Raw genomic sequence first — 13,975 nt, 5'->3', positions numbered from 1 at the left:
TCTGCCGTGGCTTAGCTGCTGCGCCGCGGCTTAGCTTTGCGACGCCGGATCGCCCAATTTCTCACCGACGCGCTTAATTTCCCATTCTAGCCTTATACCGCTTGAAGCGTAAACCTTTTTTCGCACCTCTTCGCCCAATGCCTCAAGATCATGGGCCGTGGCGCCGCCGGTGTTGATCAGGAAGTTTGAGTGCTTCGGGCTCATCTGCGCGCCGCCTACGGTGGCCCCGCGCATCCCGGCGTCGTCAATCACTTTCCACGCCTTCAGATCATGCACGTCATCCGCCTTCCCGGTCGAAGAGAAGCCCGCCGGGTTGCGGAAAGTGGACCCGGCGCTGCGGTCTTTAGTGGGCTGGCTCTCATCCCGCTTGGCAAGCTGCTGCTCCATCCGGGCGTGCAGCTCCTCCAGCTCGCCTTTGGGCGGCGCAAAGGTCGCCCCGATCAGCACCGCGCCCGGGGACAGATCGCTTTGCCGGTAGCGGAAGTTGAGGTCATCTGCCGTCAGGGTCACCACCTCGCCCGCGCGGGTCACGGCCCGGGCCGAGACGAAGTGATCCGCCGTGTAGCTGCCGTAACAGCCTGCATTCATGCGCAACGCGCCGCCGATGCTGCCGGGAATGGTGCGCAGAAAGGTCAGATCCAGCCCCGCATCCGCCGCTTTGCGCGCCACATGGGCGTCGAGCGCTGCGGCCCCCGCCGTCACCTGATCGCCGTCGACCTCGATCCCGTTGAAACCGCGGCCCAGCCGGATCACCACCGCCCGCAGCCCGCCGTCACGTACGATGAGGTTGCTGCCCACGCCCATGGGGAAAACCGTCACCCCTTGCGGCAAACGCCGCATGAAAAGGCACAGGTCCTCCACATCGGCGGGTTGGAACAGGTAATCCGCAGGGCCGCCGACGCGGAGCCATGTCAGGTCGCTCAGGGCGCGATTTGGGGTCAGCCTGCCGCGCAGGTCGGGAATGTTCAGCTTAATCATGGCGCCGGACTTAGCGCATTTATAAGGCGGGGCAAACCATCAAGACGACGGCGGATCGACGCGGCTCTCGCGCCAGCGTTTGGCTACCCGCCCCGCAAGCCAGCCCAGACCGAAACCGCCCACCGCATAGAATAGGACGGAAAGCTGCGCCAAAAGCGCATGCGGCTCGAACACCCGCGCATCCAGCCCGAAAACCATCCATGTGGCATTGAGCGCAAAGCCTGTCGCCAGCACAAGAAAGAACCACAGTACGCGGGCGCGAAAACCGGTCCAGATACAGGCGACCATCCAGACCGCAAAGACCGACAGCAGCGCCACGAGGGTCGGCGTCAGGGTCATTCCGCCGGGCCTTTGACCCGGCCTGCCCCGCGGCGCAGCCAGCGCACGAAATAGACCACCGGCCAGCGCAGCACCGAACAGCCCCCCGCCAGCACCAACAGGCCCAGCCACGGGCCGTGCTGCGCGGTGACGAAACCAACGATCGGTATGCCCACGGCGATCAGCAGATAGGCGCTGCGCCAATGGGAATCCTTGCTGGGCGTCATGGCAAGGATGTTCGCGATCACGAACCAGAAGCAGGCGAGGATGAGAGAGAGGCTCATTTCGGCAGCTCCGGCTTTTGGCCCCGCAGCCGCGCCCAGAGATAGCGCAGCGGGTTGCGGAACATCGACAGGAACGCCAGCAGCGCCAAAAGCGCATAGGCCCAAGACTGGGTCACACCGATGGCGATGATCAGCAAGGGCGCGGCAATCAGCAGAACCACCCCCGGCAGGTATTGAGAGCGCAGCGGCAGCATGGCCACGGTCACGGCGGCGAAGACCCAGAGGATCGACAGCCAGACGAGGGTCACGCAGCTGCCCCCTTGGCCGCGCGTAGCGCCTCGGGCAGGTCATTGGCCCAGCCGCTGATCGTGCCCGCCCCAAGGCAGACCACCATATCACCCGGGCGCGCCTCGCGCAGGACCAGCTGCGTCAGCGCCTCGGCATCCTCCACCGCATAGGCGTGGCGATGGCCGTGCTGGATCAATCCCGCGACCAGCCCGTCCCGGTCGGCACCGGGAATGGGCTCTTCGCCCGCGGCATAGACATCGGCAATGCCCACCACATCGGCATCGTTGAAACAGGCGCAGAACTCGTCGAAGTGATGCGACAGGCGGGAATAGCGGTGCGGCTGGTGCACGGCGATCACGCGGCCCGCGCTGGCCTGCCGCGCAGCTTTCAGCACGGCGGCGATCTCGACCGGGTGGTGGCCGTAGTCGTCGATGATGGTCACGCCGTCCACCTCGCCCACGCGGGTAAAGCGGCGGTTCACCCCGCCGAAGCTGCCCAAAGCGTCGCGGATTTGCTCAAGCTTCATCCCAAGGTGCCGCGCCACGGTCACCGCCGCCAGCGCGTTCGAGACGTTGTGATCGCCGGGCATAGGCAGGGCGCAGTGCTCGATCACCTTGTCTTCGGACTGAAGATGCACGTCGAAATACGCCACGCCGTCTTTGTAATGCAGCCCCACGGCGCGGACATCGGCCTGCGCGTTGAACCCATAGGTCATCACGCGGCGGTCGGTGAGCTTGCCCACAAGCGACTGCACTTCCGGGTGATCGGTGCAACAGACCGCCAGCCCGTAGAAGGGGATGTTCGAGACGAAGTTCAAAAACCCCTGCCGCAGCGTGTCGAAGTCGCCCCAATGCTCCATATGCTCGGGGTCGATGTTGGTTACGATGGCGATGGTGGCGGGCAGGCGGTTGAAACTGCCGTCGCTCTCATCCGCCTCGACCACCATCCAGTCGCCCTGCCCCATGCGCGCGTTGGAGCCATAGGCATGGATGATTCCGCCGTTGACGACCGTGGGGTCGATACCGCCTGCGACCAGCAGTTCTGCGACCAGCGTGGTGGTCGTCGTTTTCCCATGTGTCCCCGCCACGGCGATGTTGGACTTGAGCCGCATCAGCTCGGCCAGCATCTCGGCCCGGCGGACGACCGGCAAGCCACGGCGGCGCGCCTCGTCCAACTCGGCATTGCCCGGCTTGATCGCCGAAGAGATCACGACCACCGCCGCGCCTTCGATATTCTCAGCCGCCTGCCCTTCGAAGATACGCCCGCCCAATTCGGCCAGCCGCACGGTGATCTTGGTGGTTTTGAGGTCCGACCCCTGCACCTTGTAGCCGTGGTTCAAAAGCACTTCGGCGATGCCGGACATGCCGATGCCGCCGATGCCGACGAAATGGATCGGGCCGACATCGGTCGGCAGTTTGGTGGCGGCGGCGTTCATTGCGGGTGTTCCTCTTCTGCGGGGGTGAGCGTGCCTTGGGCGGCAAGCTGCTCAACCATATCGGCCAATGTCTCGGCCGCGTCGGGTTTGCCGACCGAAAGCGCGGCGCGCGCCATCTGCATTGCCCCTTCGGGCATCTCAAGCACGGCGAGGATCTGGTCGGTCATGATATCTGGATTGGCTTTGCGTTCGGGCACCATGATCGCGGCCCCGGCTTCGACCAAGCCGCGGGCATTGGCGCTTTGGTGATCCCCCGCCGCGGCGGCAAAGGGGATCAGGATCGACGGACGCCCGATCACCGACAGGTCGGCCACGCTGGAGGCACCGGAGCGGCTGATCACCAGCTGCGCCTCGGACATGCGGCGGGGCACATCGTCAAAGAAGGGGCGCACATCGGCGCTGATGCCGGATTCGGCGTAGTAGTCCGCCACCCGCTGGCCGTCTTCGTCGCGGGCCTGATGGCTGACGCGGATGTTGCGGATCATGTTCATCGGCAGGGCCGCAAGCGCCGGGGGCACCACGTCCGAAAGGATGCGCGCGCCTTGGCTGCCGCCCATGACCAATACCTCCATCGGGTAGTCACCCGGCGGGATATAGGCGGCACCGGCGCGGTCCAGAACGGCGGCGCGGACCGGATTGCCCACATGCCAGCCCTGCACGCCCTCGGGTAGCTTGGTGGGCCAGATGCCGCAGGCCACGGCGTGAACCCGTTTGGCAAAAATCTCATTCACGCGGCCCAAAATGCCATTCTGCTCGTGGATCATCCGGGGCATGCGCAGCGCCCAAGCAGCACCGAGCGCCGGGATCGACGGATAGCCGCCAAAGCCCACCACGACCGATGGCCGGTCGCGCAGCATGTTGAGGCCCGAGCGGACCACACCGGCGGCGATGCGGAAGGGCACCAGCGCCTTGGCCACCACCCCGCCGCGGGCAAATGTGGCGCTGCTGATCTGGGTGATCTCGACCGCTTCGGGAAAGCCGCCGGTATAGCGCGCGCCGCGCGCATCGGTGCTGAGCTTCACCCGCCAGCCGCGCTTCAACATCACCTCGGCCAAGGCCTGCGCAGGAAACATATGCCCACCGGTCCCCCCGGCGGCGATGATCAACAGTGGGGCAGCCATCAGCGGCGGCCCCGGCCCAGAATATCGCTGATCTCACCCTGCGGGCGGGTTCGGGTAAAGGCCAACAGCATGCCCACGGCGATGCCGCTGGCGATCACCGAAGAGCCGCCGTAGCTCACGAAAGGCAGGGTCATGCCCTTGGCGGGCAAAAGCCGCACTGCCACACCCATGTTGATCATTGCCTGTACTCCGAATGTGCAGGCCAGCCCGGTTCCGGCCAGCCGGATGAAGGGGTCACGCTCGCGCACCAGACGCAGCAGCGACCGGACGACCACGACAGTATATAGGGCGATAATGCAGACGACCATGATCAGGCCATATTCCTCGGCGGCGACGGCGATGATGAAGTCGGTGTGCGCGTCAGGCAGCGACCATTTCACCTCGCCCTCGCCGACGCCTACGCCGAAAAGCCCGCCCTCGCGGATGGCGTTGGTGGCATAGCCAAGCTGGGTGGTCGGATCGACATCGACGCTAAGAAAGCCATCAATCCGCCGCGCGAAGTGTTCGGAATTGGAATAGGCGAATGTGCCCGCCAGAACCACCAGCCCCGCCATGCCGACCAGCAGCACCATCGGCGCGCCTGCGACGAAATACATCACGCCCCAGCCGAACAGCACAAGGCAGGCCTGCCCGAAGTCGGGCTGCATCGCCAGCATCAGCACGATGGAGATACACAGCGCGAAGGACCAAGATTTGCCCGGAGGGCCATTAATCTCGGTCGCAGCAGCCATCATCCATGCGGCGGCGACCATGAAACCGGGTTTCAGAAATTCGGAAGGTTGGAACGAGGCGAAGCCCAGCGAATACCAGCGCGTCGCACCCTTGCCGAAATCGGTGCCGAAGAAAGGCAACAGCGCCAGCGCCACGAAGGCGACCACAAAGCCCAGCACCGCCAGACGCCGCACCAGCACCGGGGACATCATCGAGGTCAGCAACATCGCGATCAGCGCCAATCCGCCGAAAAACGCCTGTCGCTGCACATAGTGGAAAGCATCAAAGCCGTTTTTCGCGGCCAAGGGCGGGGATGCGGCCAGCCCCAAAAGCATGCCGACGGCAAAGAGGATCAACACGCAGGACAAAGCCCAACGGTCGACCGTGCGCCACCATTTTGGAAGGATCGGTTCACCATCCCGCACCGGGACCGCGCCATAGACCATCTCTGTCATGGGTATCTGCCTTAACTGCCTCAACGGCCCCTTTGCGGGGTCTCATCCGGGCAGAATAGCCCGAATTGTCATATGAAGCTAGTGCATTTCACCCCGCTAAGGCGGGCGGGGTCAGCGGGGCTTTGCCAAGCCCCGCTGACGGGCGATCAGGTCGCCCCTTCAACGCGCGCGATCAGGCGGCCTTATGGGTGCCGCGCACCGGGTAGCCCTTGTCGCGGACGAATTTGAGGCCGTTCAGCAGACCTTCCAACTCAGGCCGCGCGAAGGGCGCGTTGGAAATGTCGATGATCTGCACCTTGCCCTCATCGTTGATAACGAAGGTCGCAGGTTCGGCGAAGGGCCGATCGGTCTCCTGCGGGCTGCGCGGGTCAGAAATGTAGAGCCCCAGTTCCGCCATCTGGTCGAGGCTGAGGTCATAGCCGATGGGCAGGGTCAGGCTGTCTTCCTCGGCCATGGCCTTGGCCTTCTCTTCGGGGTCGCCGGAAACGGCGATCACATCGACGCCTATCTCATGGAACTGGCTTTGCAGCTTTTCCAATTGCGCGAGATACTTTTTGCAAATCGGGCAGTGCAGGCCGCGGTAAACCACCACCAACTGCCAATCGCGCCCCTCTTGTGGCTGGCCCAAGGTCAGCGTGCCGCCGCCGAGCTTGCTCACGTCCATCTTCGGAAAATCCTGTTCTGCGGTCAGTTTGGTCATTCTCTGCTCCTTTCGTCAGTTGCGTTGCACCCCAGCTATGGCGCCTTGGCAAAGCGGCAACCGGTCTCACGTCTTCTTGACCGGGGCGGCACATTGAGGCAGAGCGCGCCCATGCAAGTCGATACAGCCATTATCGGAGCCGGTGCCGCGGGTATGATGTGCGCTGCCCATGCGGGCGGGCGGGTGCTGGTGGTGGACCATGCCAAAGCCCCGGGCGAGAAGATCCGCATCTCGGGTGGCGGGCGCTGCAACTTCACCAATATGTATTGCGAACCGCAGGCCTTTCTCAGCCAGAACCCGCATTTCGCCAAATCCGCTTTGGCCCGCTACACGCAGTGGGATTTCATCGAACTGGTCGACCGCCACAGGATCGCCTGGCATGAGAAAACCTTGGGCCAGCTTTTCTGCGACACGAGCGCGAAAGAGATCATCGCCATGCTGCGCGGGTTGATGCAGAACGCCGGGGTCGATCTGCAACTGAAGAGCAGCGCCAGCAATTTCGCGAAGGTCGATGGGCAGTTCAGCTTCGACCTGCAAACGCCTGATAAGTCGGTGAAAGTCACCGCCCGCAACCTCGTGATCGCCACCGGGGGCAAGTCGATCCCCAAGATGGGCGCGACCGGTATCGCCTATGACATCGCGCGCCAATTTGGGCTGAGCGTCACCGATACGCGGGCCGGGCTGGTGCCCTTTACCTTTGCCGAAGGCCGCTTCGCGCCGCTGGCCGGTGTGGCCACCCCGGCGCGTATCACTGCCGGAGAAGCCGCGTTTGACGAAGCACTGCTCTTTACCCATCGCGGCCTCTCTGGCCCCGCCGTCTTGCAGGCGTCCTCCTACTGGCGCGAAGGCGAGGCAATCACCGTGAACCTTGCCCCCGAAGGCACCCTGCTGGACGCGCTCCGCGACCAGCGGCAACGCGCGGGGCGGCGGAACTTCACCACCGTTCTCGCGCAACACCTCCCCGCGCGGCTGGTGGAGCATTTGGGGCAGGCGTTCGACCTGTCGGGCAATCTGGCAGATTGGTCCGACGCGCGGCTTTCCGCATTCATTCAAGGCATCGAGAACTGGCAGCTTCACCCCGGTGGCACCGAAGGCTATCGCACAGCAGAGGTCACACTGGGCGGGGTCGATACCGACGGGCTATCCTCCAAGACCATGGCGGCGAAAGAGGTGCCAGGGCTCTATTTTATCGGCGAGGCCGTGGATGTGACCGGTTGGCTCGGCGGCTATAACTTTCAGTGGGCGTGGTCTTCGGGCATGGCGGCGGCACGGGCGATTGCGGGCTAGGCACCGCCCTACTCCGCCAGCACCTTCTGCACCTGCGCCACGAAATCCTCACCGCGGCGCTCGAAACTGTCGTATTGATCGAAACTCGCTGCCGCCGGGGCCAGCAGGACGACATCGCCCTCTTCTGCCTCTGCCGCCGCCCGCGCCACGGCCTGTTCCATCGTGCCGCAGACTTCGGTCTCTGCCGTGAGTTGCATGGCGAAATGCGCGGCTTCGCGCCCGATAACATAGGCTTTGCGGACCGATCCTTGCGCGTCTGCCAGCCCTTTCAGACCGCCCTCTTTCTCAAGCCCGCCGCAGATCCAGCGGATGTTCTTGAACGCCGCCAGCGCCTTGGCCGCGCTGTCGACATTGGTGGCCTTGCTGTCATTGACGTAGCGGACGCCATGCGCCTCGGCCACGGTCTGGCTGCGGTGCGGCAGGCCACCGAAACTGTGAAACGCCGCCTCGATCACCCGTGGGGCAAGGCCAAGCGCCCGGCAGGCGGCATAGGCCGCGCAGGCGTTCTGGTGGTTATGCGCGCCCGGCAGCCCTTGGATGCCGCGCAGGTCGATCGCGCCGACCTGTTTGCCGCGCCGGTATTCGCTTAAAAACCCCTTGCGGGCAAAGACATGCCAGCCGGGCCCCGCAAGCTTGGTCTCGGCGCTGATGCGGATCACACGGTCGTCGCTCGGCCCCTCGCTGAGTTGCCCGGCAAGGAAGCGGCCCTCGGCCTCATCCACGCCGATCACCGCGCGGTCCGGGCCACCTTCGGCAAAGAGGCGACGCTTCGCGGCATAGTAGCCCCCCATCCCCGCATGGCGGTCCAGATGGTCGGGGCTGAGATTGGTGAAGACCGCCACATCGGGCGTCAGCGCGCGCGCCAGTTCGGTCTGGTAACTCGACAGTTCCAGCACCACGACCTCCCCATCCACGGCGGGGTCGAGGTCCAACACACCGCGCCCGATGTTGCCCGCCAATTGGCAAGGCCGCCCGACATGCTCAAGAATATGATGGATCAGCGCCGAAGTCGTCGATTTCCCGTTCGAGCCGGTCACCGCCACCACACGCGGGGCCACGTCGTAATGATCCCATGCCAGCGTGGCGAAGCTTTGGAAAAAGAGGCCGATGTCATTGTCCACCGGCACCCCTGCAGCAAGCGCCGATGCCACCACCGGGTTCGGCGCGGGGTAGAGATGTGGGATGCCGGGGCTGACAATCAGCCGGGCGATCTTGTCCAAGGCACCGGGGGCGTTAAGATCGACACAGGCGAAGCCTTCCCGCTCGGCCCGCGCCCGTGCGGCGGGGTTGTCGTCCCAGCAGCTGACCTTGGCCCCGCCCGCTTGCAACGCGCGCGCCGCACTCAGGCCCGAGCGGCCCAATCCCAGCACCGCCACGCGTGCGCCTTCCAAGCCCTGTACTGGAATCATCTGCAATCCCCTGCTACCCGTTGACCCCAGAATGGGGGCATGATGCGCCCATCACAAGCCAGAGGCCGCCGAAGATGTCCAGCCCCGCCAAACCTGACCTTGACGATGTGTTGCCGCGCCTCAATGCCATGATGCGCGAGGATGACCACTGGGGTGACGTGGCGGCCTATATCCCGCAACTGGCCAAGGTGGACCCGGCACAGTTCGGCATCGCCGTGGTGACGGCGGATGGCAAATGTCATGTGGCGGGCGATACGCAGGTGCCCTTTTCGGTCCAGTCCATCACCAAGGTCTTTACGCTGGCCATCGCGCTTGGCCGCTCGGGCGACCAACTGTGGCACCGCGTGGGGCGGGAGCCTTCGGGCCGGGCCTTCAACTCCATCGTGCAGTTGGAGCAGGAACAGGGCCGCCCGCGCAATCCCTTCATCAACGCAGGTGCGATCGTCACCACGGATGAAGTCTTGGGCAACCGCGAGCCGCGCGAGGCGCTGGCCGAGATCCTGCGTTTCGTGCGCGAAGCGGCGGGGACCGACGACATCCACATCAATGATACCGTCGCCGCGTCAGAGACCGATTTTGGCCACCGCAATTTTGCACTGGCGCATTTTCTGGCGAGCTACGGGAACCTCATCAACGCGCCGGAACGCACGCTCGGCACCTATTTCCACCATTGCGCGATGGAGATGACGGTGGAGCAACTGGCCATGGCGGGCCGTTTCCTGATCGAAGCGCCGGACGTGCCGCGCTTGGTGGCCCCCAGCCGCATCCGACGGCTCAACGCGCTGATGCTGACCTGCGGGCATTACGACGGATCAGGCGATTTCGCCTATCGCGTGGGCCTGCCGGGCAAGTCCGGTGTGGGCGGCGGCATCCTGGCCATCGTGCCGGGGCGGGCCAGCATCGCGGCCTGGTCGCCGGGGCTCAATCGCTATGGCAACAGCCAAAAGGGCACCGAAGCACTGGCCCTTTTGGCGCGTCACATGGATTGGTCGATCTTTTAAGGGCTTAGCGCACCTTCAGCGTCGCCAGACCCAGCAGAGCGAGGATCAGTGAGATGATCCAGAAACGGATCACGATCTGCGGCTCGGCCCAGCCCTTTTTCTCGTAATGGTGGTGGATCGGTGCCATCAGGAACACCCGCTTGCCGGTGCGTTTGAAGTAGAGCACCTGCACGATGACCGAGAGCGCTTCGACCACGAAGAGCCCGCCGACCACCGCCAGCACCAATTCGTGCTTGGTGGCCACGGCGATGGCGCCCAAGGCCCCGCCAAGCGCCAGCGAGCCAGTGTCGCCCATGAAGACGGCGGCGGGCGGCGCGTTGTACCACAGGAACCCGAGGCCGCCACCGAAGAGACCGGCGGTAAAGATCAGGATCTCGCCCGTGCCCGGAACGTAATGCACGTCAAGATAATCGGTGAAGTCGACCCGGCCCACGGCATATGCGATGACGCCAAGCGCGCCTGCGGCGATCATCACCGGCATGATGGCCAGACCATCCAGTCCATCGGTCAGGTTCACCGCATTGGCCGAGCCGACGATGACGATGATGGCAAAGGGCACGAAGAGCACCCCGAGGTTGATCAACGTGTCTTTGAACACCGGCAGCGCAAGCTGGTACTGCAACTCTGCCGGATGGTATTGCGCGGCCCAGTAGCCCGCGATGCCCGCGATCAGAAAACCTAGCAAAAGCCGCAACTTACCCGGCACGCCATCGGTGTTTTGCTTACTGACCTTGGCGTGGTCGTCGGCATAGCCGATGGCGGCGAAACTCATGGTGACGAAAAGCACCAGCCAGACGAAAGGATTGTCGAGCCGCGCCCAAAGCAGGGTCGATGTCAGCAAAGCCCCCACGATCAGCAGCCCGCCCATGGTGGGCGTGCCCGCCTTGGCGAAATGCCCCTCTGGGCCGTCATCGCGGATCGGCTGGCCCTTGCCCTGCCGCTTGCGCAGCACTTCGATCAGCGGTTTGCCGAAGATAAAGCCGAACACCAATGCCGTCAGAAACGCCCCGCCCGCGCGGAACGTGATATAGCGAAACAGGTTAAAAAAATCGCCGCCATCCGACAGCAGCGTCAACCAATAGAGCATATATCGCGTCCTAACTCATCATGTGGGGTGAATCGCCGATCAGGCGGTCGGGACCGGATGGCCCATTTTGCGGATGGCGTCAACAATACCGCCCAGCTTCATCGAAAGCGACCCTTTGATCAGCACGACATCGCCGGAATCGAGCCTTGCGCGGAGTCCTTGCAACATCTCTTCGGCGGTTTCCGTCCAATCGCCGCGCTGGTGTTCGGGCAGATTGTCGTAAAAGGCTTTCATCAGCGGGCCGACGCAATGCACCACGTCGAGCGCGCGGGTAGCATCCAGATCGGCGAGACCGGCGTGCAGCGCCACGGCCTCGGGGCCGAGTTCTTTCATATCACCGACAAAGGCAATCCGCCGCCCCTTGCTGACGCGCCCGATGTCATGGGTCACTTCCGAGGCGGCCAGTACTTCGAACGCGGCGGCCATGGAGGTCGGGTTGGCATTATAGCTGTCGTCGATCAATTCCAGCGCCAAATGGGTATCGACAGTATCCAGCAAAATACGTTCGCGCACCCCGCGCCCCGCATAGGGCGACCAGCGGCCCAGCGATTGCACGGCCAGCGCCCGATCCGCGCCAAGCGCCTCGGCCACTGCCAATGCGCCAAGCGCGTTCATCGCGAAATGCCGCCCCGGCGTGGCGATCTTGAAGATCAGCGGCGCGCCTTCGACTTCGGCTTGGGCCACGGTGGCATCGCCTTGCACCTTGACCTCGCCCAGTTTGTAGTGATGCCCTGCCTGCCCAAAGGTCGTCTCGCGCAGGCCGCGCTCCAGCGCTTTGGCCAAGACGATATCGCTATGCGCGTGGTCCGCGTTGATCACCGCCACGCCACCCGGCTCCATCCCGTCAAAGATGCTGGCCTTTTCCACTGCGATGGCGGCGACATCCTTGAAGGCTTCGAGGTGGACGGCGGCGACATTCGTGACCATCGCCGCATCAGGCCGCGCCTGTTTGGCGAGGGGGGCAATCTCTCCGGGGTGGTTCATGCCGATCTCGATCACCGCGTAATCGGTATCGCGCGGCATCCGCGCCAGCGTCAGCGGCACGCCCCAGTGGTTGTTATAGCTGTCGACGCTGGCATGGGCGCGGCCCTGATCGCCAAAGATCGCCAGCAGCATTTCCTTGGTCGAGGTCTTGCCGACGCTGCCGGTCACCGCCGCCACCTTGGCCTGTGGGCCGAGGCGCGCGCGCCCTGCCCGGCCAAGCGCTTCGAGCGCCTGCTGCACATCCTCAACGATCAGCAGCGGCGCGTCTGGGGCCACGCCTTCGGGAATATGGGTCACGAGCGCGGCAGCGGCCCCTTTGTCGAGCGCTTGGGCCACAAATTCATGCCCGTCCCGCGCGGCCTTGAGTGCGACGAAGAGATCGCCGGGCTGCAAGGTCCGCGTGTCGATCGAGACACCGTTGCAAGCCCAATCGCCCTGCGCCTGTCCGCCCGTGGCCTCCGCCGCTTCGCTCGCTGTCCAAAGGCTCATGCCAATCTCCCGTCCAGTGCCGCCACGGCCACGCTGGCCTGTTCCACATCGTCGAAAGGCAGCACGTCGTCGCCCACGGTCTGCCCGGTCTCATGCCCCTTGCCCGCGATGAGCAGCGCGTCGCCCGGCTCTAGCGCATCCACACCGCGCAGGATGGCTTCGGCGCGGTCGCCGACTTCCATCGCGTCGGGTGCGCCGCCCAGCACGGCGGCACGGATGCTCGCCGGATCTTCGCTGCGCGGGTTGTCGTCGGTGACGATGACCATATCCGCATGTTGCGCCGCCGCCTGCCCCATCAAGGGGCGCTTGGCCCGGTCCCTATCACCGCCCGCGCCGACGATGGCGACAAGCCGGCCCATGACATGCGGGCGCATGGCGGCGAGTGCGGTGGCCACCGCATCGGGCGTATGGGCGTAATCGACGAAAACCGCAGCGCCATTGTCGCGGGTGGCGGCAAGCTGCATCCGGCCCCGCACGGTGGTGAGATGCGGCAGCGTGTCGAAGACCTCTTGCGGGTCGGCACCGCAGGCGATGACCAGACCGGCCGCCAGCAATACATTGTCGCCCTGAAAACCGCCGATCAGATTGAGCCGCTTTTGATAGGTCTTGCCGCGCCAGCTAAAGCGCAGGTCTTGGCCCGTGGCATCGAACCGCTGGCCTTGCAGATGCAGATCGCCCCCGTCGCGGCCCACGGTGATCACCTCACAGCCCCGCGCGCGGGCGATGGCGGCGATATCGACGCCTTTTTCATCGTCGATATTGACCACAGCCGTCCCATCTTCGGGCAGGACACGGGCGAAAAGCGCGGCTTTGGCGGCGAAATAGGCCTCGAATGTCTCGTGATAGTCCAGATGGTCTTGGGTGAAGTTGGTAAAGCCCGCCGCCTTGAGCGTCACCCCATCCAGCCGCCGCTGGTCGAGCCCATGGCTCGACGCTTCCATCGCAGCATGGGTGATGCCATTCGCCGCCGCCTCGGCCAGCGTGCGGTGCAGGGTGATCGGCTCAGGCGTGGTATGGGCCAAGGGGGCGGCCCATGCGCCCTCTACCCCGGTGGTGCCGAGGTTTACGGCAGGCAATCCCATTTCAACCCAAATCTGGCGCACGAAAGTCGAGACGGAAGTTTTCCCATTGGTGCCGGTGACCGCGATCATCGTGGCGGGCTGGCCGCCGAACCAAAGCGCCGCCGTGCGCGCCAGCGCCTCCCGCGGGAGACCGGAGACCACCAGCGCAGCATCCGAGCCTGCCAGTTCCTCGGCGGCGAGTTTGGCGCCCGCCGCATCGGTCAGCACCGCCGCCGCGCCCATGCGCAGGGCGTATTGAATGAACTCCGCCCCATGCACACGGCTGCCGGGCAGAGCCGCGAAAAGCGTGCCCTCGCGCACTTCGCGGCTGTCGACCGCGATGCCGGTGATCATGGGGTTGGCCCCCGCCCGCGCGGTCAGCCCGAGAGAGGAAAGGGGTACGGCCCGGTCGGTCATAGAGATGTCT

The 13,975-nt window shown here is 64.7% G+C and carries 14 protein-coding genes; 2 read left to right on the top strand and 12 right to left on the bottom strand.

Translation table 11 applies throughout. The features are described from left to right. Window positions 1–30: 30 nt before the first annotated feature. From murB to ACGYLA_RS13330, 8 genes are all read right to left on the bottom strand, one after another. Window positions 31–978 (bottom strand): UDP-N-acetylmuramate dehydrogenase, encoded by a 948-nt coding sequence (gene murB, locus ACGYLA_RS13365; protein ID WP_394433087.1) that lies wholly within the window; start codon window positions 976–978, stop codon window positions 31–33. Between the two features lie 39 nt (window positions 979–1,017). Next, on the bottom strand, window positions 1,018–1,317 hold the full coding sequence (locus ACGYLA_RS13360; RefSeq protein ID WP_168611998.1) for a hypothetical protein: 300 nt from the start codon (window positions 1,315–1,317) through the stop codon (window positions 1,018–1,020). After that, window positions 1,314–1,580 carry a DUF2484 family protein gene (locus ACGYLA_RS13355; protein WP_067263246.1) on the bottom strand — a complete coding sequence of 89 codons (267 nt, stop codon included), beginning with the start codon at window positions 1,578–1,580 and terminating at the stop codon, window positions 1,314–1,316. Before ACGYLA_RS13355 ends, ACGYLA_RS13360 begins: the two co-directional genes overlap by 4 nt. Beyond that, window positions 1,577–1,828: a DUF2484 family protein gene (locus ACGYLA_RS13350; protein WP_067263245.1), complete on the bottom strand. Its 252-nt coding sequence runs from the start codon at window positions 1,826–1,828 to the stop codon at window positions 1,577–1,579. Before ACGYLA_RS13350 ends, ACGYLA_RS13355 begins: the two co-directional genes overlap by 4 nt. Next, window positions 1,825–3,243 (bottom strand): UDP-N-acetylmuramate--L-alanine ligase, encoded by a 1,419-nt coding sequence (gene murC, locus ACGYLA_RS13345; RefSeq protein ID WP_394433084.1) that lies wholly within the window; start codon window positions 3,241–3,243, stop codon window positions 1,825–1,827. The genes ACGYLA_RS13350 and murC overlap by 4 nt, the downstream gene beginning before the upstream one ends. Beyond that, entirely contained in the window at window positions 3,240–4,364 is a 1,125-nt protein-coding gene (locus ACGYLA_RS13340; RefSeq protein ID WP_394433082.1) for a UDP-N-acetylglucosamine--N-acetylmuramyl-(pentapeptide) pyrophosphoryl-undecaprenol N-acetylglucosamine transferase, read from the bottom strand. Before ACGYLA_RS13340 ends, murC begins: the two co-directional genes overlap by 4 nt. Beyond that, window positions 4,364–5,530 carry a putative lipid II flippase FtsW gene (gene ftsW, locus ACGYLA_RS13335; RefSeq protein WP_067261784.1) on the bottom strand — a complete coding sequence of 389 codons (1,167 nt, stop codon included), beginning with the start codon at window positions 5,528–5,530 and terminating at the stop codon, window positions 4,364–4,366. Before ftsW ends, ACGYLA_RS13340 begins: the two co-directional genes overlap by 1 nt. 172 nt (window positions 5,531–5,702) lie before the next feature. After that, window positions 5,703–6,230, bottom strand: a complete 528-nt coding sequence (locus tag ACGYLA_RS13330) for a peroxiredoxin-like family protein (protein WP_394433079.1) — start codon at window positions 6,228–6,230, stop codon at window positions 5,703–5,705. Between the two features lie 111 nt (window positions 6,231–6,341). Here ACGYLA_RS13330 and ACGYLA_RS13325 point away from each other — a divergent pair, with 111 nt between their 5' ends. After that, window positions 6,342–7,517, top strand: coding sequence for an NAD(P)/FAD-dependent oxidoreductase (locus tag ACGYLA_RS13325; protein ID WP_394433077.1), 1,176 nt, complete (start codon window positions 6,342–6,344; stop codon window positions 7,515–7,517). Between the two features lie 8 nt (window positions 7,518–7,525). Here ACGYLA_RS13325 and murD read toward each other — a convergent pair whose 3' ends face one another. Further along, window positions 7,526–8,926 (bottom strand): UDP-N-acetylmuramoyl-L-alanine--D-glutamate ligase, encoded by a 1,401-nt coding sequence (murD, locus tag ACGYLA_RS13320; protein WP_394433075.1) that lies wholly within the window; start codon window positions 8,924–8,926, stop codon window positions 7,526–7,528. Window positions 8,927–9,000: 74 nt separating this feature from the next. Here murD and ACGYLA_RS13315 point away from each other — a divergent pair, with 74 nt between their 5' ends. Beyond that, window positions 9,001–9,927, top strand: a complete 927-nt coding sequence (locus ACGYLA_RS13315; RefSeq protein ID WP_394433073.1) for a glutaminase — start codon at window positions 9,001–9,003, stop codon at window positions 9,925–9,927. A gap of 4 nt (window positions 9,928–9,931) precedes the next feature. On the opposite strand, the gene mraY is transcribed toward ACGYLA_RS13315, so the two are convergent. Genes mraY through ACGYLA_RS13300 form a run of 3 tightly spaced genes read right to left on the bottom strand, consistent with a single transcriptional unit; the run spans window position 9,932 to window position 13,965 of the window. Next, window positions 9,932–11,014 (bottom strand): phospho-N-acetylmuramoyl-pentapeptide-transferase, encoded by a 1,083-nt coding sequence (mraY, locus tag ACGYLA_RS13310; protein ID WP_168611989.1) that lies wholly within the window; start codon window positions 11,012–11,014, stop codon window positions 9,932–9,934. A 39-nt stretch (window positions 11,015–11,053) separates the two neighbouring features. Continuing rightward, the gene (gene murF, locus ACGYLA_RS13305; protein ID WP_394433071.1) at window positions 11,054–12,487 is read right to left on the bottom strand and encodes a UDP-N-acetylmuramoyl-tripeptide--D-alanyl-D-alanine ligase; all 1,434 of its coding nucleotides are present in this window, start codon (window positions 12,485–12,487) and stop codon (window positions 11,054–11,056) included. Beyond that, window positions 12,484–13,965 (bottom strand): UDP-N-acetylmuramoyl-L-alanyl-D-glutamate--2,6-diaminopimelate ligase, encoded by a 1,482-nt coding sequence (locus ACGYLA_RS13300; RefSeq protein ID WP_394433069.1) that lies wholly within the window; start codon window positions 13,963–13,965, stop codon window positions 12,484–12,486. Before ACGYLA_RS13300 ends, murF begins: the two co-directional genes overlap by 4 nt. Window positions 13,966–13,975: the final 10 nt, after the last annotated feature.

The organism is Sulfitobacter sp. 1A13679 (assembly GCF_043557115.1).
Taxonomy (GTDB): Bacteria; Pseudomonadota; Alphaproteobacteria; order Rhodobacterales; family Rhodobacteraceae; genus Sulfitobacter; species Sulfitobacter faviae.
The sequence above is the reverse complement of the archived record's forward strand: the minus strand, read 5'-3'. Positions and strand labels throughout refer to the sequence as shown.